The following is an 18,278-nucleotide window of genomic DNA, read 5'->3' on the forward strand; positions in this document are numbered from 1 at the left end:
CCCCGGCGCCCCGGGACCCCCGGCCACCGCAGCCCCCGCCCCGATCTCCGCCGCCGACGCCGACTCGCTCACCGTCACCGAGACCAGCGACCCCGACAGCACCCACACCCGCCCGCCCGTCGCGGTCGAGTTCGGCCTGTTCGTGGACGTGGCCGTGGTGGGCGACCAGGGCGTCGACCTTGTCGGGGGCGGGTGCTCCGGGCAGGCGGGCGGCCAGCGCGGTCTTGAGGGCGCTGCGGTGGTCGCACTCCAGGGTGTCGACGAGGTCGGTGGGCGAGACGACCCAGCCGGTGGTGGTGCGGAACAACGCCCCTGCTCCCTGTGTGTCGGTGGTGGTGCGCGGGTGCTGGGGATTGTGCCACGTCGCGGTGACGTGTGGGGGCTCACACGCGCGTGTGCCCCGCTCCGGGGTTGCGGGGCGGGGCACACGGGGTGGTGCGCGTGGCGGCCGGCGGGGCGTGCGCGGATGCGGGCGCCCGGGCACGGGGCCGGGGCCGGTGTCCCTAGCCGACGACCTGCCACTCGACCTGGCCGACGCCGGCCCCGGTGCCGATGATCTGGTCGAAGGCGGCCGTGGACAGGTCCAGGCAGCGCCCGTCGATGTAGGGGCCGCGGTCGTTGATGCGCACGGTCACGGACTTGCCGTTGCTGGGGTTGGTGACCTGGACCTGGGTGTCGAAGGGCAGGGACTTGTGCGCGGCGGTCATGGCGCTGGGGTCGAAGGACTCGCCGTTGGCGGTGGAGCTTCCGGCGAGTTCGGCCCCGTAGAAGGACGCCTGACAGGTGCCGCCGTCGCCGCCGCCGGTCTGGCCTCCCCCGGTGTCGGGCGCCGACTCCGGCTCCTCGTCCTCCTCCTCTTCGGGTTCCTCGAGGACGTCGGAGGCGTCGGAGCTGGTGCTCTGGGTGGCGGCGGCGACGGCGTTCTCGGCCTGCTGGAGGGCGTCCTGCCCCGCCTGGGGGGTGGCGTCGTCGGCGACCAGGGGGTCGGGGTCGGCGTCGGGGACCCCGGCGGCGTTGGTGGCCGTGCCGGGGTCGGCGCCGGAGGCGATGACGGCGGCGGTGGCGGTCCCTCCCACGAGCAGGGTCAGACCCGTGGCCGAGGCCAGGATCATGGTGCGTTTGCGGCGGCTGCGCTTGGCGGCGACGCGGGGGCCGACGGCGGGTGCGTCGGTGCGGTCGTCTTCGACCGGCGGGGTCTGGGGCTCGTGTTTGCCCACAACGGATTCCTTCGTACGGGAACAGGGCGTGGCGGACCGCTCCGGGTGCGGGGTGGTGCGACGCCCCGGACTGTGCGGGAGGGCGTGGCACGGGCGGAGCCGGGACCACCGGTGGTGTTGCACGGGGTCTGGGCGCAGAGCTTAGGGGTCACGCGAGCGTAACGTTACCGGAAAGTGAGGGTTTGTGGAACTTGTCACCCGGTGATGTGGGGTTCGGGTAGTTCGGGGCGGCGGGGAGGGACGCCGTCGGGGAAGAGGCGGCGGGCCGGGTCGGGCAGGTGGACCCCGCTGAGCTGGGCGACGGCCTGGGACAGGGCGGGGTTGTCCAGGTGTCCGCCGACGGTGCGGATCATGGCGGCCAGGGTGGGCAGGGGGGCTGCGCCCAGGGCGGCGACGGCGTAGCGGGTGGCCACGGCGGGGGTGCGGGAGGCGCCCGCCCAGCAGTGCAGGAGGACGCGTTTTCCCTCCGCGCGCAGGGCGGCCACGGCCGCGGCGGCCTCGTCCAGGGTGAAGTGCAGGTTGGCGTTGGCGGTGGGGCGGTCGTGCATCCACACCCGCACCCAGTCGGAGGCGGGCAGGTGGGGGGCGTCCTGGGGGTGGGTGCGGCACAGGGACACGGCGGCGTCCACGCTCCCGGGGTGGTGCCGCAGGTGGTCGAGGTTGCCGAGCAGGACCTGCGGGTCCAGGGGGTGGGGGACGGCGAAGGGCGGCAGGCGGCGCGGTTCCTGGACCAGGACGGGGTGCTCGGGCCAGGCGGTGGGGTGGGCGCCGCGCACGGCGGTCAGCGCCGCGGTGGTGAGGGCGTGCGGGTCCAGGGTCTCGGACATGCGGCGCAGGGCGTGCAGGGGGACGGCGGAGGCGCCCCACAGGGCCCCGGCGAGGGCGCCGGTGTACATGGCGGCCGCGTCCCCGGCGGCGGTGTACGCGGACCAGACGGCGTCGACCAGGTGGGCGCAGGCGAAGGATCCCCCGGCGGGGTCGTCGGCGGGGCGCGGGGTGCGGGTCAGGGCCCGCCAGGACGCGCCCAGGGGGTCGTCGGCGGGGGTGTGCTCCAGGTCGGGGGCCCTGCCGGGCGGGGTGCCGGTGCGCGCGGTGCTGCGCAGGACCTGCACCCAGGCCTGTTCGGCGGGGTCCTGGGGCGGGACGGGGATGCGGGCGGTGGCGGTCAGCTCGCTCAGGGCGGTCCGGACCAGGAGGGGCAGCCGGGCGGAGGGGTCGGTGAACCCGAGGGTCAAAGAGGTGGGGGCTCCGATCAGGGCTGCGGCCACGGGAGCGCCGAGCATCGCGCCGATGGACCGGTCGGCGGCAGGATCGTGGAAGTCGAGTGCGGTGGCGGGTACTGCGGACATGGCCGTCCTCGTGGGCGCGGTGGGATGGTGCTGGGTGGTGTCCCAGGGGTGGTCTTCCCGGGAGGACCCCGTGTTGCGCACGTGTTGCCGGTTGTGGCCATCCGCGGTTCGGCGGGGCCCTCACCGGTCACGGCCGGGCGGGCCCTGTGCCACCGGGTGACGACCCCCGGTGCCCGTCCGGAGACCGGATAACGGGCCGTCCGGAGCACCGGACGGCGGGCGGAGCGGGCCCGCCCGGCCCCCGCCGGACGGCGGGGGCCGTGTGTCCGCGGCCCGGCCGCCGTGCCTTCCCCGCCCGCGCGGGCCCGTTCAGGCGTGCTGGAGGACGGCGGCCCGGTGGTAGCGGTCGGCCACGGCGTGGGCGACACCCGGGTCGGGGCACAGCGGTCGGGCCACCGCGTCGGCGCCCGCGTCGGCGAGCCGGTCGTGGAACAGGCCCGGTGCGAGCAGCCAGCTGGCCACGACGACGCGGCGGTGGCCCCGGGCGCGCAGGCGGGCGACCTGTTCGGCGACGGTGGGGCGGCCGGTGGCGATGAACCCGGCCGTGACGGGGGCGCCCAGGCGCCGGGCCAGGAGGGCTGTGGTGCGGGCCAGTTCGGCGCCCGCGTGGGGGTCGGAGGTGCCGGCGCAGGCCAGCACCACGGCGTCGCCGGGGCGGTGGCCTGCCTGGGCCAGGCGGCGCAGGGCGGTGTCCAGCACGGCGGGGTGCGCGCCCAGGGCCGGGGTGATGACGGCGTCGGCGCGACCGGCGCGGGCGAGTTGGTCGGGGATGTCGGTGCGCACGTGGTAGCCCGAGGCCAGGAAGGCGGGGACGACCACCAGGGGGCCCGGGGTGGTGGCCGCGACGTCGCCGACGCTGGGGGTGAGCACGTCGGCGAAGGCCAGCCGTGTGGGGCGTCGGGTCAGCTCCTCCACGCGCAATGCCAGGGAGTGGGCCACGGCGGTGCCGTGGGGGTTGCGGGTGCCGTGGACGGCCAGCAGCAGCGTCGGGTGTCGGTTCATGGCTCTCAGGTGTCGGTGGCGGGGCCGGCGGCCGGGCGTTCGCGGGTGCGGGTCAGGGCTGCGGGGCGCAGTCGGGGGTGTCCAGTGCCAGGCGGTAGCCGCGTTTGACGACCGTCTGGATGATCCTGGCGTCGCCCAGGGCGGTGCGCAGGCGCGCGACCGCGGTCTCCACGGCGTGCGCGTCGGCGTCCTCGCCCAGGCAGGTGAGCAGGCGGGTGCGGTCCAGGACCTGGCCGGGGCGGCGGGCGAGTTCGCGCACCAGGCGCATCAGGGTGGGTGAGAGGGTGTGCACGGTGCCGTCGACCAGGACGGCGTGGCCGCGCAGGCGCAGCCGGTGGCCGGCCACGCCCAGGGTGGGGAAGCGTGCGGGGAGTTCCTCGGTGAGTTTGCGTACCTGGGCGCCGATGCGGGCGCGTTCGGGCCACACGGTGGGGATGTCGTGGGCCATGAGGGGGCGGGCGGTGACCGGTCCCACGCACATGGCCAGGACGTCGCCGCGCAGGGCGTCGACCAGGGCGCCGGTCCGGCCGGTGGTGTGGGCGCGGGCCAGGAGCCCGGCGGCGGCGGGGGCGCTGGTGAAGGTGACGGCGTCCACTCCCCCGTCGGTGATGGCGTCGATGAGCCGGTCCAGGGGGGCGGTGTTCTCGGGTTGGGTCCACCGGTAGACGGGGACCTCCACGACGTCGGCCCCGGCCAGGCGCAGGGCGGCGGTGAAGTCGGGCAGGGGCTCGCCGTGGAGCTGGATGGCCACGCGCAGCCCGGTGACGCCCTGTTCGAGGAGGTAGTCCAGGACCTCGGCGGAGGACTCCGAGGGCGGTGACCACTCCTCGGTGAGCCCGGCGGCGCGGATGGCGCCCTTGGCCTTGGGGCCGCGGGCCAGGAGGCGGGAGGTGCGCATGCTGGCCAGGAGCGGGTCGACGGTGCCCCAGGTCTCGCACGCCTCGACCCAGCCGCGGAAGCCGATGCCGGTGGTGGCGATGACGATGTCGGCGGGGCGCCGGGCGAGTTCGTCGGAGACCGAGGCCAGGCGCTGGTCGTCGCTGAGCGGGACGATGCGCAGGGCGGGTGCGGCGATGACCTGGGCTCCCTTGCGCTGGAGCAGGGCGCTGAGCTCGTCGGCGCGGCGGGCGGCGGTGACGGCCACCGTGAACCCGGCCAGGGGGGCTGTGGTCGCGGGCGCGCCGCTCCCCTCCCTCGTGCCGTCGGTCCCGTGCCCGGTCGGCGGGTCGGCTCGGGGGTCGGGGACGGCGGGCGCGGAGTGGGACGGCGCGGACGCGGATGTGCTCAAGGGGACTCCTCTTCGGCGCGGGTGCTGATCTGGACGGTGGTGCCGGTGTCGCGGACGGCCCAGGTGCGCAGGCGCACCTGGGGGTCGTCCAGGCTCCGGCCGGTCCGTAGGGAGAACACATTCTTGAGCATGGGCGAGGCGATCGTGGGTTCGCCACGGCGGTCGCCGACGATGCCGCGGGAGATGACCGCGGCCCCGGTGAAGGGGTCGATGTTGTCGACGGCGAACAGTCGGCCGTCGCGGGTGCGGACGAGGGCGGCCTGGTGGCCGTCGGGGAGCAGGACGGCCACGCCGTCGTCGGTGCCCAGGCGGTGTGCGGGGCAGGCGTCGATCCACAGGGCGGGCGGGGCGTGGGTGGTGGTGACGGTCATCGGGTGGCCTCCTGGGGGCGGGGGGCGGGCATGCCGAGGTCGAGGGGTGCGCCCGGGACGGGCTGGTCGCGGGTGGTGGTGAAGCTGATGGTGGGGTCGGGTGTGTCGGGTGCGTTGGCGAAGGACTCGAAGCGGGCGAGCTTTGCCGGGTCGGACAGGACGGCGGCCCACTCGTCGGTGTAGGCGTGCACGTGGCGTTCCATGGCGGTTTCGAGCTCCTCGGCGATGCCCAGGGTGTCGTGGACGACGACGTCGCGCACGTGGTCCAGGCCGCCGTCCATGGCCTCGATCCAGGGCGCGGTGCGCTGGAGGCGGTCGGCGGTGCGGATGTAGAACATCAGGAACCGGTCGATGTAGCGGATGAGGGTCTCCTCGTCCAGGTCCGAGGCGAGGAGTTCGGCGTGGCGGGGGGTGAAGCCGCCGTTGCCGCCCACGTACAGGTTCCAGCCCTGGTCGGTGGCGATGATGCCGAAGTCCTTGCTGCGGGCCTCGGCGCACTCGCGGGCGCACCCGGAGACGGCGGACTTGAGCTTGTGGGGTGAGCGCAGGCCCCGGTAGCGCTCCTCCAGGCGGATGGCCAGGCCCACGGAGTCCTGGACGCCGTAGCGGCACCAGATGGTGCCCACGCACGACTTGACGGTGCGCAGGGACTTGCCGTAGGCGTGGCCGGACTCGAATCCGGCTTCGACCAGGCGGGTCCAGATGGCGGGGAGCTGTTCGAGGCGGGCGCCGAACAGGTCGATGCGCTGGCCGCCGGTGATCTTGGTGTAGAGCTGGAAGTCGCGGGCGACCTCGCCGATGACGATGAGCTTGTCGGGGGTGATCTCGCCGCCGGGGATGCGGGGCACCACCGAGTAGGTGCCGTTGCGCTGCATGTTGGCGAGGTAGCGGTCGTTGGTGTCCTGGAGTGCGGCCTGTTCGCCGTCGAGGATGTGCCCGCCTCCCAGGGAGGCGAGGATCGAGGCGACGGCGGGCTTGCAGACGTCGCAGCCGTGACCGGTGCCGTGGTTCTCGATGAGGGCGGAGAACGTGGTGGTGCCGGTGGCGCGCACGACCTCCAGGAGTTCGGCGCGGGACTGGGTGAAGTGCTCGCACAGGGCCTTGGACTGTTCGATGCCGGCCTGGGCGAGGATCTGCTTGAGCATGGGCACGCACGACCCGCAGCTGGTGCCCGCCCGTGTGCACGCCTTGAGGCCTGCGACGTCGCAGGCGCCCTGGGTGTGGATGGCGTCGGTGAGGGCGCCCTTGGTGACGGCGTTGCAGGAGCAGATCTGCGCCGCGTCGGGGAGGGCGTCGGCGCCCAGGGCGGCGCCGCCCTCGGGGGTGATGAGGGTGAGCGGGTCGCCGGGCAGGGGCGAGCCGATCATGGGGCGCAGGGTGGCGTAGGCGGAGGCGTCGCCGACCAGGATGCCGCCGAGGAGGGTGGTGGCGTCGTCGGACAGGACGAGTTTGGCGTAGCGGCCGCTGGCGGCGTCGTTGACGACCACGTCCAGGCAGTCGGCGGTGCGGCCGTGGGCGTCGCCGAAGCTGGCCACGTCCACGCCCAGGAGTTTGAGTTTGGTGGAGGTGTCGGCGCCGGTGAAGGTGGCCGGGCCGCCGAGGAGGCGGTCGGCGACGACCTCGGCCATGGCGTTGCCGGGGGCGATGAGCCCGTAGACGGTGCCGCGGTGTGCGGCGGCCTCGCCGACGGCGTGGATGCGGGGGTCGGAGGTGGTGCAGGTGTCATCGATGACGATGCCGCCGCGCTCGCCGACCTGCAGGCCGGCGGAGCGGGCCAGGTCGTCGCGGGGTCGGATGCCCACCGAGAACACGACCAGGTCGGCGTCCAGGCGGGTGCCGTCGCCCAGGAGGAGGCCGCTGACGCGGCCGTCGTCGCCGGCTTCGACGGCGGTGGAGGCCGAGCCGGTGTGGATGTGCACGCCCAGGTCGGTGACGAGGTTGCGGAGCAGGCCGCCCGCGCCCTCGTCGATCTGGGCGGGCATCAGGTGGGGGGCGAGTTCGACGACGTGGGCCTGTACTCCCAGCAGCCGCAGGGCGTTGGCGGCCTCCAGGCCGAGCAGTCCGCCGCCGATGACCACGCCGGTGCGTGCGCCCCGGGCGGAGGCGGTGATGGCGTCCAGGTCCTCGATGGTGCGGTAGACGTGGCAGCCGGGCAGGTCGTGGCCGGGGACGGGCGGCACGAACGGGGTGGAGCCGGTGGCCAGGACCAGCCGGTCGTAGCGCAGGGTGCGCCCGGAGGCGGTGGTGACGGTGCGGGCGTCCCTGTCCAGGGTGGTGGCGCGTTCGTTGACGTGCACGTCCACGTGGGGGCCGGACAGGTCCCCCAGGGACAGGTCCTGGGCGCTGGCGCCGTCGAGGTAGGAGGAGAGCGCGACGCGGTCGTAGGCGGTGCGGGGCTCCTCGCCCACGACGGTGACGTGCCAGTGGTGGGCGCTGTCGCGGTCCCGGAGGGCCTCGACGAGTCGGTGGCCGACCATGCCGTTGCCGATGACGACGAGTTCTTCCATGGTGCGCGGCTCCTCCTGCTGCGGGGTCGGACAGTTCTCAGGCAACCCGCAGGGTGTTACCCGCGGGTCAGCCTGGTGTGTCGCCGCTGTTTCGATGTGCTGTCACCGCAGGTGGGGGCTGCGTGATTCGTGGCGGGGGCGGCGTCGGGCCAGCCAGGGGCGGGTGCGGGCGCCGGGAGGGGGCGGATGTGGGCGGGTGGGTGTTCGGTCACACCGGGCGGTGCCGGGGCGGTCGGGGCTGGGCGGTCGGGTCGGGGCCGGGGCGTGGACAGCGGGGTCGGATTTGGCGAGGATGGTCGGCGATGCACACGATCCCTGACCCGCGCCGGGCGCGCGCCCTGTCCTCCCTGTCCGCTCTGGCCGTCGGCGACGCCTTCGGCTCCCAGTTCTTCGTCCCCGGAAACCGGGCCTACCTGGAGGGGAGGGAGCTGCCTCCCGGCCCCTGGCAGTGGACGGACGACACCGAGATGGCGGCGTCGGTCCACGCCGAGGCGGTCCGGGGCGGGGTGGTGGACCCCGACCGGCTGGTCGCCTCCTTCGCCCGCCACCACGACTTCGACCGGGGGTACGGTCCGGCGACGGGGCGTCTGCTGCGCCTGGTGCGCGAGGGCGGTGACTGGCGCGAGTTGGCGGCGGGGCTGTTCGACGGGTCGGGTTCCTTCGGCAACGGTGCGGCGATGCGGGTGGCGCCGCTGGGCGCCTGGTTCGCCGACGACCCTGGTGCGGCGGCCGAGCAGGCGGCGGTGTCGGCGCGCGTCACCCACACCCACCCCGAGGCGGTGGACGGAGCGGTGGCGGTGGCGGTGGCCGCGGCTCTGGTGGCGCGCGGCGAGCCGACGGCTCCCGGGCCGCTGCTGGACGGGGTGATCGCGCACCTGCCCGCGGGGCGGATGCGCGAGGCGGTGCGCGGTGCGCGCCTGCTGCTGGTCACCGGCCATCCGGTCGGCGTGGCCCGGGCGCTGGGCAACGGGTCGCGGGTCAGCGCCCTGGACACGGTTCCCTTCACCCTGTGGGCGGCGGCCCGGTACCGGCGCGGTTTCGCGTCGGCGATGTGGGCGACCGCCGCGCCCGGCGGGGACGTGGACACCACCTGCGCGATCGTGGCGGGGATCCTGGGCGGGGGCCTGCCCGGCGGCCGGGTGCCCGCCGAGTGGGCCGAGCGCACCGAACCCCTGCCCGGGTGGGCGCTGCACGGCTGAGCCGTGGGCGGCGCCCCCTGTGTTGCCGGTTCCTGCCGGGGTGCGGTCTTCCGGTCGTGGGGACGGGAGCGGGCCCTGTCCCGGGGTGCGCACCCGCCGGCCGGGAGCCCGTCGTGCGCTCACTCGGCGGTTCGGCCCCGCAGGGGCGGTCTCACTCCGGGGGCGGCCCCTCCCAGGAGGGGCCGGTGCCCGTGCCCTGGGGCGGCGGGCGGGGCGTGTGGGGCCGGCCCGCGAGGATCTGCTGCCGGTGGCGGTCGCGCCGGCGCGCGGTCAGCACGATCACCGTCACCCCGGCGGCCAGGCCCAGCAGCGGCACCAGGAACAGGAGGGTGATCCCCCCGGCCACCTCGGCGAACCACCAGGGCCCGGAGCCCACCCCGTAGGCGATGACGTGGGTGCTGGACTCGGGCGCCAGGCAGGTCAGGGTGTGCTCCCCCTCCTCGGTGAGGTCGAAGGAGCCGACCAGCTGCCACGACCCGCCGCGGGGGCTGTCCACCCGGTAGTCGTAGGGCGGCTCCCCCATCGCCACGTCCTGGCCCGTGGGGGTCGTGACCACGCACTCGTCCTCGCCGCCTCCGGCGGGTGAGGCGTACAGCAGCCATGTGCGGTCGGGGTGGAGTTGGGAGTCGACGGTGAAGCCGACGCTGCCGGTGCCGCGGGTCCGGGCCTCGAAGGCGGGCGGTGTGAGCGCGTTCAGGAGCAGGGCCGCGCACAGGACCAGGCCGGTGATCAGCGACAGCGGGATGAGGGCGCCTCCCACCCAGTACCAGAGGCGCCCCGGGCGCAGGACGCGGGGGTCCACCGCGGGCGGCGGGCCCCCGGGACCGGGAGGCGGTTGTGCCATAGGGCGAGTGTGGCACGTGTGACCTGCGGGTTCGGGTGACCTTGCCGATGTTTGGGGTCGGTTTGGCCAATGCGGACGTTCGGGCGGAGCGGCGGTCCGGGACGGAAGGGGCGGGGCTCGCCTCCGGCATGGAGGCGTTCTCGTACGGGCCGGCGGGGGCCGTGAGCGCGGGGTTGGCGCTGGGGGGTGTCGGTGCTCCTGCGGCGCCCGGGCGGGGCTGCCACGGGCGGCGGTCGCCTCTGCGGCCGGGGCGGGCCCTCGGGTCCGTCCCGGCCGCAGGGGAGGCCGGTGGTTCAGGGGCCGTCCGGTCGCGGGGCCTGTGCGCGGTCGTGGTGTTCGCGGGCGGCGCGGATGTCCTCGCGGTGCAGGGTCGCCCAGTGGTCCAGGGCGGTGAGGGGTTCCAGGAGGGTGTGCCCCAGGTCGGTGAGGGCGTAGTCCACCCGGGGCGGGACGCTGGCGTGCGCGGTGCGGCTGACCAGGCCGTCGCGGACCAGCGCGCGCAGTGTGAGGGTGAGCATGCGCTGGCTGATGCCGTCGATGGTGCGGTGGAGTTCGCTGTAGCGGTGGGTGCTCCGTCCCAGCATGACGATGATCAGCACACTCCACTTGTCGCCGACCCGGTCCAGGACCTCGCGGACCGGGCAGTCCTCGGGGGTGCGTTCGGTGAGGGGAACACGGGTGTGCGCCTGGGACATCAATGTGCCTCCTTGTGCCTGACCTGGGACCACTCCATACTGACTGATAATGTCGTTACGCACAATAAGTATGTAAGGGGCCGACGTGAGCGGGAGCAGTCCGGAGCCGCCGACCGAACCGCGGGACGCGGAGCAGGCGCCGCGGCCGCAGGCCGCCGAGGAGGAGCGCCCCCTCGCCGTGGTCACCGGTCTGGTGTCGCTGGGAACCGAGGACGCGCCGACGTGCTCGGACGGAACGTGCTGGTGAGTGAGGGGATTGTCCGTGCAGGTCGAGGTATGGTCCGACATCGTGTGCCCGTGGTGCTACATCGGCAAGCGGCGCTTCGAGAAGGCTCTGGAGCAGTTCGAGCACGCCGACCGGGTCGAGGTCGTCTGGCGTAGTTTCCAGCTCGACCCCTCCTATCCGCAGGGGCGCAGCCAGCCGGTCTACGACGCCCTGGCCTCGAAGATGGGCACGACCCGGGATCAGGCGCGCGCCATGACCGACCAGGTCAAGAAGGTCGCCGCGGACGAGGGGCTGGAGTACGACTTCGCAAACGGGGTCATGGTCAACACCTTCGACGTGCACCGGCTCGTTCACCTGGCGCAGAGCCGCGGCCTGGGCACGAGGGCGCACGAGGCGTTCATGCACGCCCAGCTCGTGCAGGCGCGGGACCTCTCCGACATTGACACCCTGGTGGAGGTGGCCGCGGAGATCGGCCTGGACCCCGAGGAGGCCCGCCGGGTGCTGGAGGGCGACGACTACGCCGAGGACGTCCGCGAGGACGGTGCCACCGCGCAGCGGCTCGGTGGGAACGGGGTGCCGTTCTTCGTGATCGACCGCGCCTTCGGTGTGTCGGGCGCCCAGCCCGTCGAGGTGTTCGTCGCGGCGCTGGAGAAGGCCCACCAGGCCGCGCAGGCCTGAGGCGTCCGGCCGGGGCGCCCCGGTGGAGTCCGGAGCCCGCGGTGTGGTCGACCGGACCTCGCGCACACGCCTGTCCCCCGCACGCGGGAGCGCGTCTCCCCGGGCGGCGGGGGCGGGCGCGGAGGGGGCTCCCCCGGAAGGGGGAGCCCCCTCCCGCTGCTTGGGGAGGTGCGCGACGGGCGGTGAGCGCCAGGGTGGGGGCATCGAGTCCGACCCACCCGAGGAGCCGACCATGGCCGCAGCCCAGCCCCTTCCCCCGTCCGACGCCGATCCGGGACACGCAGAGCACGACCCGCCGACGGCGCCGTGGACCGCCCTGGCGTGGTCGGCGGCCTCCCTGGCCCTGGGACTGGGCTGGCTGTCGGGGGTGCTGGCCCTGAGCGTGCGGGAGGACCCCGGCTTCGGCTCGCTCTTCTCCGGCCACGGCGAGGCCCTTCCCGTGGTGCTCGCCCTGGCCCTGGGGGCGGTGGGCGCGGTGTGCGCGGTGCTGATGCTCCGCGGCGGCGGGGGCCGCGTGGCGGAGGCGTGCGCCTGGGCCCTGGCCGCCGTCACCCTGCTGGTGTTCGTGGACGGGAACCTGCTGGTCCTGCTCGGCTACACGATGATCATGCCCGTGGTGGGATGGATCGTTCCAGACCTGGCCCGGACCTGGGCGCTCACGGTGCTGGAGCCCGCCGCCCTCACCGGCCTGTTCTTCACCGCGGGCGTGGCTGTGTGGGCGGTCGCGGCCCTCGCCCACCGCCGGGCGGTGCTCCGCGCCTGCGCGCGGTGCGGGCGGACCCCGCTGTGGTCCGCGGACGCCGAGCGCGGCACCCGGGTCCGGGCGCTGCGCGCGGGCCGGATCGCGGTGGCCGTGGGGGCGGCGACCGCCCTGCTCTACCCGTCGATGCGGATCCCGTGGATCTTCGGGGTCCCGGTCGGGATGAGCGAGGAGGCCTTCGCCGTGATCTCCGCCGACCCGTTCACGCTGGTGATCGGTGTGGGGCTCGGGTCCGCGGGCGTGGTCGGCGCCGTGCTCATGCTGGGGCTGGTCCAGGGCTGGGGTGTGCGGTTCCCGCGGTGGACGGCGGGCCTGGCCGGGCGGCGGGTGCCGGTGGCGCTGGCGGTGGCCCCCGCGGCGCTGGTCGCGGTGGGTCTGGTGGCGATGGGCCGCGGCTCCCTCACCGCGATCCTGCGCGGGGGGCCGGAGGCGATGGGCGTCGACGCGCACAGTGCGGTGTTCGTGTCGATGGGGGTGTGGGGTCTGGCCCTGGGGGCGGCCACCGCCGCCTACGCGGTGCGGCGCCGGGCGGAGTGCGGCCGGTGCGGCAGGGGCCTGCCCGAGGCGGCGCCCCGCGACATCGGGGCCGCGGCGGCCTGACCGGTCCAGGATGCGGCCCGGGGCCTGGCGGGCGGAGGGGGCGGGCGCGGGACTCCCGGGCCGCCCCTCCCCCGGTCCGGCCCCGGACGACGGCGCGGGAGCCGGGCGACAGGGCGCGCGATCGCCGTACGGGCTCCGGTCACACGTGTGGGCACGGTCCGGGGTCTCCTTCCCGCCGGCCTCCGCGGGGTGGGGATCCGTGTGTGGGTGCGTCCGTCGGTGCCCAGGTCTGCCGAGGCGGCGACCGTCCGGGCCGGTGAACGATTCCTGTGGGGCCCGTGCGCCCGCTGTGCCGCTGATGGCGGTGGCGGAGTGGGGTCGGGATCGCGCCCGGCCAGGTTCCCAAATTGGACTTTCGGCTCGAAATATGGCAAACCGGGTAGAGGTTCCGAAGTAGTTGCCGCCTCGCGAGATTCCGGGGTCATGCCATGCCGGTGAACGGGTCCAACGAGCTGATGACGTCCCTGGTGAGGGCTGGGCACCTCGCCGCCTTCGAAGAGCTCCCCTCCCTCGTGGCGCACAAGGCCGCGGCCGCGGACCTCACCGAGGCCCGCATCTACCTCGCCGACCGCCAGCAGCGGGTCCTGCGCGAGGTCACCGGCCTCGGACTCGACGCACACGAGGGCGGGAACGACCTGCAGGTCGACGGGACAACCGCGGGGCAGGCCTACATCATGGGGGTGACCGTGCCCGTCGGGACCCGGGGCCACTACTGGGTTCCGATCCTGGACGGGGCCGAGCGCCTGGGCGTGCTCCACGTGGCCTACAAGGGCGATCCCGACCGCTCCGCGATGCGCGACCTGGCCGCGATGGTGAGCCTGCTGGTCATCGCCAAGCGCTCCAACAGCGACGCGCACGCCCGCCTGGTGAGGGTCAGCCCCATGTCCGTCTCGGCGGAGATGCAGTGGACCCTGATGCCCCCGGGCACCTTCGCCGACTCCCGGGTGACCATCTCCGCCGCCACCGAGCCCGCCTACGACAACGCCGGGGACTCCTTCGACTACGCCCTGGCCGGGGAGATCGCCCACCTGGCCATGTTCGACGCCATGGGCCACGACACCGCCGCCGGGCTGATCGCGAACCTCGCGGTGGGCTCCTTCCGCAACGAGCGCCGACGCGGCGTCCCGCTGGAGGAGATCCCCCGGGGCGTGGAGAACACCCTGATCCAGGAGTTCGTCCGCACCCGGTTCGCCACCGCCATCCTGGCGGAGCTGAACCTGAGCACCGGCGAGCTGAGCTGGGTCAACTGTGGCCACCTGCCGCCCATCCTCATCAGGGGCGAGGAGGTCCGCGACCTGGAGTGCGCGCCCTCCCACCCCCTGGGCATGGACCTGGGGCTGCCCGTCACGGTCTGTCACGAGCAGCTCGAACCCGGCGACCGCCTCCTGCTCTACACCGACGGCATCATCGAGGCCCGCGACTCCGAGGGCAAGGAGTTCGGCGTGGAGAGGTTCGTGGACTTCGTCATCCGCCACCAGGCCGACAGCATGCCCGTCCCCGAGACCCTGCGGCGCCTGGTCCACGCGGTCCTGGACTACCACCACGGCCAGTTCGGCGACGACGCCACCGTCCTCTTCTGCGAGTGGCTCGGCTGACCTCTCGTGCGGGCGCACGTGCGCGACGGCGAGCGGGGGCGGTCGACCTCGCAGGCAGGGGCGACGGCGAACGGTGCGGTGCGCGGCCGCTGCCGTTCCACCTCGCGGCCGACGAGCGGGGCGGGCACAGCCGTCCGCCGCCGTTCGCCCACAGGAACCGGTCCCAGGGGCGCGCGAGCACCGGATCCAGGCATACAATCCGCCCAGAAGCTCGATGACAACTGGAGAACCGGGGAGCGCAATGGCGGACATGGTGTACGCGGTCGTCCCGGTGGCCTCCGCAGTGCTGACGGGACTGTTCGCGGGACTGTTCTTCGGGTTCTCGATCGCTGTGATGCCCGGCCTGGGCCGGGTCGGCGACCGCGCGATGATCGAGTCGATGCAGGGCATCAACGTCGCCATCCTCAATCCCCTCTTCGCCGCGGTGTTCATCGGAGCGCCGGTGGGGGCCCTGGCCTCGGTGGTGCTCTACGCCGGCGTGGCCGAGGCGGCCCCGGCCGCCTGGTTCGGTGCGGCGCTGGCCTGCCTGGTGGCGGCGCTGGGCATCACCTTCGGGGTCAACGTGCCGCGCAACAACGTTCTGGAGAAGGCGGGCCCCGCGGAGCGGATCGCCGACGCGGCGGCGGTGCGTGAAGCCTTCGAGCCGGTGTGGGTGCGCTGGAACCACCTGCGCTCCCTCGCCTCGGTGGTGGCGCTGGTCTGCTCGGTCGTGGCCCTGACCGTGCGCTGAGGGTCGGCGCCCCCGGAGGACCCCTGCCGCGCCCGGCGGTCAGCGGCCCGCAGCCTGGCGTTCACGGTGTTCGCGCGCCGAGCGCATCACGTCGTCCAGCATGTCGCGGGTGTGCAGGAGTTCCCCGATGTGCTCGGTGAGCCGGTCGCGTTCCACCTCCATGCGGGTCATCGCGCTGCGGCTGTTGTCCTCGCTGGGCGCGTCGATGCAGGGCAGCAGCTTGGCGATGGTGCTGCTGGACAGGCCCGCGGTGAACATGCGCCGCAGGTACCCCAACCGCTCGACGGCGTCCTCGGTGTAGTGGCGCTGTCCGCTGGCGCTGCGTGTGCTGGTGAGCAGCCCCTGCTCCTCGTAGTAGCGCAGGGACCGGATGCTGGCGCCGGTCCGTCGTGACAGTTCGCCGATTCTCACGCGGCCTCCTGGGTGATCTGCGGCACAGGACTTGCCTCTCACGTCAATGTCAGGTTTTAGCGTAGGCGCTGTACCGATCGCAGTCCACGAAAGAAGCAGTCAGTGACCGACCTCCTCCAGCCGTACCACCTCGGCGGCCTCGCCCTGCCCAACAGGGTGGTGATGGCTCCGATGAGCCGTGTGCGCGCCACCCCGACCGGTGAGGCGACGCCTCTCATGTCCTCCTACTACGCCCAGCGCGCCACGGCCGGGCTCATCATCAGCGAAGGGGCGCATCCCAGCGGGGTCGGCCAGTCCAACGTCGGCACCCCGGGCCTGCACACCGACGCGCAGGAGGCCGCCTGGAAGCCGGTGACGGCCGCGGTGCACGCCAACGGAGGGCGGATCTTCGCCCAGATCATGCACAGCGGCCGCGTCTCGCACCCCGACACCACCGGAGTGCGGCCGGTCGGGCCCTCGGCCGTCGCCGCCCCGGGCGAGGTCTTCACCCCGTCCGGCCCCCAGCCGGTGCCCGTCCCCCGGGCCCTGGCCACCGAGGAGGTTCCCGAGCACGCCCACTCCTACGCCCGGGCCGCGAGCCGAGCGGTGCGGGCCGGGTTCGACGGGGTGGAGCTGCACGGCGCCAACGGCTACCTCGTCTCCCAGTTCCTGTCCTCCAACGCCAACCTGCGCACGGACTCCTACGGCGGCCCGGTGGCCAACCGGATCCGCTTCGCGGTCGAGGCGGCCGAGGCCACCGCCGACGCGGTGGGCGCGGACCGGACCGGTATCCGCCTCTCCCCCGCGGGGGCCTTCTGGGGGGTGGAGGAGCAGGACACGCTCGGGCTCTACACCGCGCTCCTGCGCGAACTGACCCGCCTGGACCTGGCCTACGTGCACCTGGAGGGCACCGCCGACGAGGACCTGCTGCTCCGGCTGCGCCGCGCCTGGCCCTCGGCGCTGATCATGAATCCGAGCCTGCCGATGGGGCCCGAGCAGGTCGGGCGGGCCGAGGCCGACCACTGGCTCGGCCTGGGCGCCGACCTCATCAGCTTCGGCCGCGCCTTCATCGCCAACCCCGACCTGGTCGAACGCCTCCGTGGCGAGCTGCCCGTCGCCCCGGCGGACGGGGACACCTACTACCAGGGAGGCGAGCAGGGGTACCTCACCTACCCCACGTACCAGTACGGGGGGTGACCCCACGGGCGGCTCCGCGTGAGGGGCCGTGCGGGCGGAGGTCCCGGCCCACCGGGTGCGCCCGGGACCGGAACCGCCGCCGGGGGCGCCGAGGTCGAAGGGCCCGCGCGGCGTCCGGCTGCGCGGGCCCCTCCGCCGGGGAGCGTGCCGCCACGGGCCCCGGCGCCGAGCGGGTTCAGCCGACCGGGGCGGGGTCCTGGGTTCCCATCCCCGCCAGCAGCGCGTTGACGTCGCGCACGCACCCGCCGCACCCGGTGGTGGCCCTGGTGGTCTCGGCGATGGCCTCGCGGGTGCGCGCGCCGTCCAACCAGGCGTGCTCGATGTCGGTGCGCGTCACCGCGTTGCACCGGCACACCGGCGCCTCCGCGACCGCGCCTTGGCCCTCCGGGGCGGCGGTCGGCAGCCCCTGCAGCAGCGCCAGCCGGTCGGCGGGCACCGGCGCCCCGGTGTCGAAGAGCTGGGACAGGGTCGCCGCGGCCTCGGGAAACCCCAGGAGAACCGCCCCCACCACCTTCTCCTCGCGCACCGAGAGCTTGGCGTAGCGCCCCCCGTAGGGGTCGCTGATGGTGACCGTCTCCAGCCCGTCGGCGTCGTCGTCCTCGTGCACCCGGCCGAACGCGGTCAGCTCGATCCCCTCGGCCTTGAGCCGGGTCAGCGGCCGTGCCCCGGCGTAGAGCGCGTGCGGGGCCGTGCCGGTGAGCCGCCGGGCCAGGATTCCCGCCTGCTCCCAGCCGGGCTGGACCAGGCCGGCGCCGCCTCCGGGGTGCTGGGCGCAGTCGCCGATGGCGTGCACGCGCGCGTCGGAGGTGGTCAGGGCGTCGTCCACCAGGATGCCGTGCTCGACCCCGATCCCGGCGTCCCGGGCCAGTTCGGTGTTGCCGCGCACCCCGGCTGTGACCACGAGGGCGTCGCCGGGCAGGACGCGGCCGTCGTCCAGTTCCAGGCCCGTGCCCGGGATCCACCGGGAGGCCACCCGCCAGGAGTGCACGGCCACGCCCAGGGCGGAGTAGCGGTCGGCCAGGATCTTGGCGGCCGGCTGGTCGATCTGGCGGCGCATGATCCAGGGCGAGGACTCCACGACCGACACCCGGGCCCCGCGGCCCACCAGGCCGCGTGCGGCCTCCAGGCCCAGGACGCCGCCGCCCAGCACCACCACGGGCGCCCCCGGGCGTGCCAGGGCGAGCAGGCGTTGGCAGTCGGCGAGGTCGCGGAGCGCGGTCACGCCCTCCCCCGGTGCGCCGTCCGCCGCGGTCGCCCCGGTAATCGGGGGGAAGGCGGCGCGTGCGCCGGTGGCCAGGACGAGTTCGTCGTAGTCCAGGCGGGTGCCGTCGTCCAGGGCGACGGTGCGCCGTTCGGTGTCCAGGGCGGTGGCGGTGACGCCGGTGCGCACGGTCACGCCCGGGGTGTCGGGGACGGGCAGCCGGATCTGGTCGGCGCTGTAGTCGCCGGCGACGATCCCCGACAGCAGCACCCGGTTGTAGGCGGCGTGGGGCTCGGTGCCGACCACGCGCACGTGGACGCGCTCACCCGCGGGGTCCAGGCGTGCGACCTCCTCGGCGAAGCGGGCTCCGACCATGCCGTTGCCGACGACCACGATCTGACGCGGGGACGCGCCCTGCACGGTGCTCAA

At 74.6% G+C, this 18,278-nt stretch carries 18 protein-coding genes; 7 read left to right on the forward strand and 11 right to left on the reverse strand.

The window, feature by feature from the left end; translation table 11 throughout:
• The 7 genes from Q8791_RS06525 to nirB all read right to left on the reverse strand — a co-directional run.
• The coding region (locus Q8791_RS06525) for a hypothetical protein (RefSeq protein WP_330090678.1) at positions 1–307 on the reverse strand (307 nt) is incomplete at its 3' end.
• A 196-nt stretch (positions 308–503) separates the two neighbouring features.
• A complete protein-coding gene (locus Q8791_RS06530) occupies positions 504–1,217 on the reverse strand; it encodes a septal ring lytic transglycosylase RlpA family protein (RefSeq protein WP_330090679.1) in 714 nt (237 codons plus the stop codon).
• 194 nt (positions 1,218–1,411) lie between these two features.
• Positions 1,412–2,566 carry a dual specificity protein phosphatase family protein gene (locus Q8791_RS06535; protein WP_330090680.1) on the reverse strand — a complete coding sequence of 385 codons (1,155 nt, stop codon included), beginning with the start codon at positions 2,564–2,566 and terminating at the stop codon, positions 1,412–1,414.
• A gap of 309 nt (positions 2,567–2,875) precedes the next feature.
• Positions 2,876–3,568, reverse strand: coding sequence for a sirohydrochlorin chelatase (locus Q8791_RS06540; RefSeq protein ID WP_330090681.1), 693 nt, complete (start codon positions 3,566–3,568; stop codon positions 2,876–2,878).
• A 52-nt stretch (positions 3,569–3,620) separates the two neighbouring features.
• On the reverse strand, positions 3,621–4,727 hold the full coding sequence (locus tag Q8791_RS06545) for a uroporphyrinogen-III synthase (RefSeq protein ID WP_330090923.1): 1,107 nt from the start codon (positions 4,725–4,727) through the stop codon (positions 3,621–3,623).
• A 125-nt stretch (positions 4,728–4,852) separates the two neighbouring features.
• Positions 4,853–5,227, reverse strand: a complete 375-nt coding sequence (nirD, locus tag Q8791_RS06550; RefSeq protein ID WP_330090682.1) for a nitrite reductase small subunit NirD — start codon at positions 5,225–5,227, stop codon at positions 4,853–4,855.
• The gene (nirB, locus tag Q8791_RS06555; protein WP_330090683.1) at positions 5,224–7,734 is read right to left on the reverse strand and encodes a nitrite reductase large subunit NirB; all 2,511 of its coding nucleotides are present in this window, start codon (positions 7,732–7,734) and stop codon (positions 5,224–5,226) included. The genes nirD and nirB overlap by 4 nt, the downstream gene beginning before the upstream one ends.
• A 302-nt stretch (positions 7,735–8,036) precedes the next feature.
• Here nirB and Q8791_RS06560 point away from each other — a divergent pair, with 302 nt between their 5' ends.
• Positions 8,037–8,933 carry an ADP-ribosylglycohydrolase family protein gene (locus tag Q8791_RS06560; RefSeq protein ID WP_330090684.1) on the forward strand — a complete coding sequence of 299 codons (897 nt, stop codon included), beginning with the start codon at positions 8,037–8,039 and terminating at the stop codon, positions 8,931–8,933.
• A gap of 151 nt (positions 8,934–9,084) precedes the next feature.
• On the opposite strand, the gene Q8791_RS06565 is transcribed toward Q8791_RS06560, so the two are convergent.
• Positions 9,085–9,777 carry a hypothetical protein gene (locus Q8791_RS06565; protein ID WP_330090685.1) on the reverse strand — a complete coding sequence of 231 codons (693 nt, stop codon included), beginning with the start codon at positions 9,775–9,777 and terminating at the stop codon, positions 9,085–9,087.
• A 293-nt stretch (positions 9,778–10,070) separates the two neighbouring features.
• On the reverse strand, positions 10,071–10,472 hold the full coding sequence (locus Q8791_RS06570; protein WP_330090686.1) for a winged helix-turn-helix transcriptional regulator: 402 nt from the start codon (positions 10,470–10,472) through the stop codon (positions 10,071–10,073).
• An 85-nt stretch (positions 10,473–10,557) separates the two neighbouring features.
• Here Q8791_RS06570 and Q8791_RS06575 point away from each other — a divergent pair, with 85 nt between their 5' ends.
• From Q8791_RS06575 to Q8791_RS06595, 5 genes are all read left to right on the forward strand, one after another.
• On the forward strand, positions 10,558–10,719 hold the full coding sequence (locus tag Q8791_RS06575) for a hypothetical protein (RefSeq protein ID WP_330090687.1): 162 nt from the start codon (positions 10,558–10,560) through the stop codon (positions 10,717–10,719).
• Positions 10,720–10,734: 15 nt separating this feature from the next.
• A complete protein-coding gene (locus Q8791_RS06580) occupies positions 10,735–11,376 on the forward strand; it encodes a DsbA family oxidoreductase (RefSeq protein ID WP_330090688.1) in 642 nt (213 codons plus the stop codon).
• 232 nt (positions 11,377–11,608) lie between these two features.
• Positions 11,609–12,736 carry a hypothetical protein gene (locus Q8791_RS06585; RefSeq protein ID WP_330090689.1) on the forward strand — a complete coding sequence of 376 codons (1,128 nt, stop codon included), beginning with the start codon at positions 11,609–11,611 and terminating at the stop codon, positions 12,734–12,736.
• Positions 12,737–13,164: 428 nt separating this feature from the next.
• On the forward strand, positions 13,165–14,331 hold the full coding sequence (locus Q8791_RS06590; protein WP_330090690.1) for a PP2C family protein-serine/threonine phosphatase: 1,167 nt from the start codon (positions 13,165–13,167) through the stop codon (positions 14,329–14,331).
• Positions 14,332–14,572: 241 nt separating this feature from the next.
• Entirely contained in the window at positions 14,573–15,061 is a 489-nt protein-coding gene (locus tag Q8791_RS06595; RefSeq protein WP_330090691.1) for an anthrone oxygenase family protein, read from the forward strand.
• Between the two features lie 39 nt (positions 15,062–15,100).
• Here the strand turns inward: Q8791_RS06595 and Q8791_RS06600 are convergent, their stop codons facing one another.
• The gene (locus Q8791_RS06600; protein ID WP_330090692.1) at positions 15,101–15,472 is read right to left on the reverse strand and encodes a MerR family transcriptional regulator; all 372 of its coding nucleotides are present in this window, start codon (positions 15,470–15,472) and stop codon (positions 15,101–15,103) included.
• 102 nt (positions 15,473–15,574) lie between these two features.
• Between Q8791_RS06600 and Q8791_RS06605 the strand changes: the two genes are divergently transcribed.
• Positions 15,575–16,648: an alkene reductase gene (locus Q8791_RS06605; RefSeq protein ID WP_330090693.1), complete on the forward strand. Its 1,074-nt coding sequence runs from the start codon at positions 15,575–15,577 to the stop codon at positions 16,646–16,648.
• Between the two features lie 175 nt (positions 16,649–16,823).
• Here Q8791_RS06605 and Q8791_RS06610 read toward each other — a convergent pair whose 3' ends face one another.
• Positions 16,824–18,278, reverse strand: coding sequence for an FAD-dependent oxidoreductase (locus tag Q8791_RS06610; protein ID WP_330090694.1), 1,455 nt, complete (start codon positions 18,276–18,278; stop codon positions 16,824–16,826).

It is taken from the genome of Nocardiopsis codii, assembly GCF_036327455.1.
GTDB lineage: Bacteria > Actinomycetota > Actinomycetes > Streptosporangiales > Streptosporangiaceae > Nocardiopsis > Nocardiopsis codii.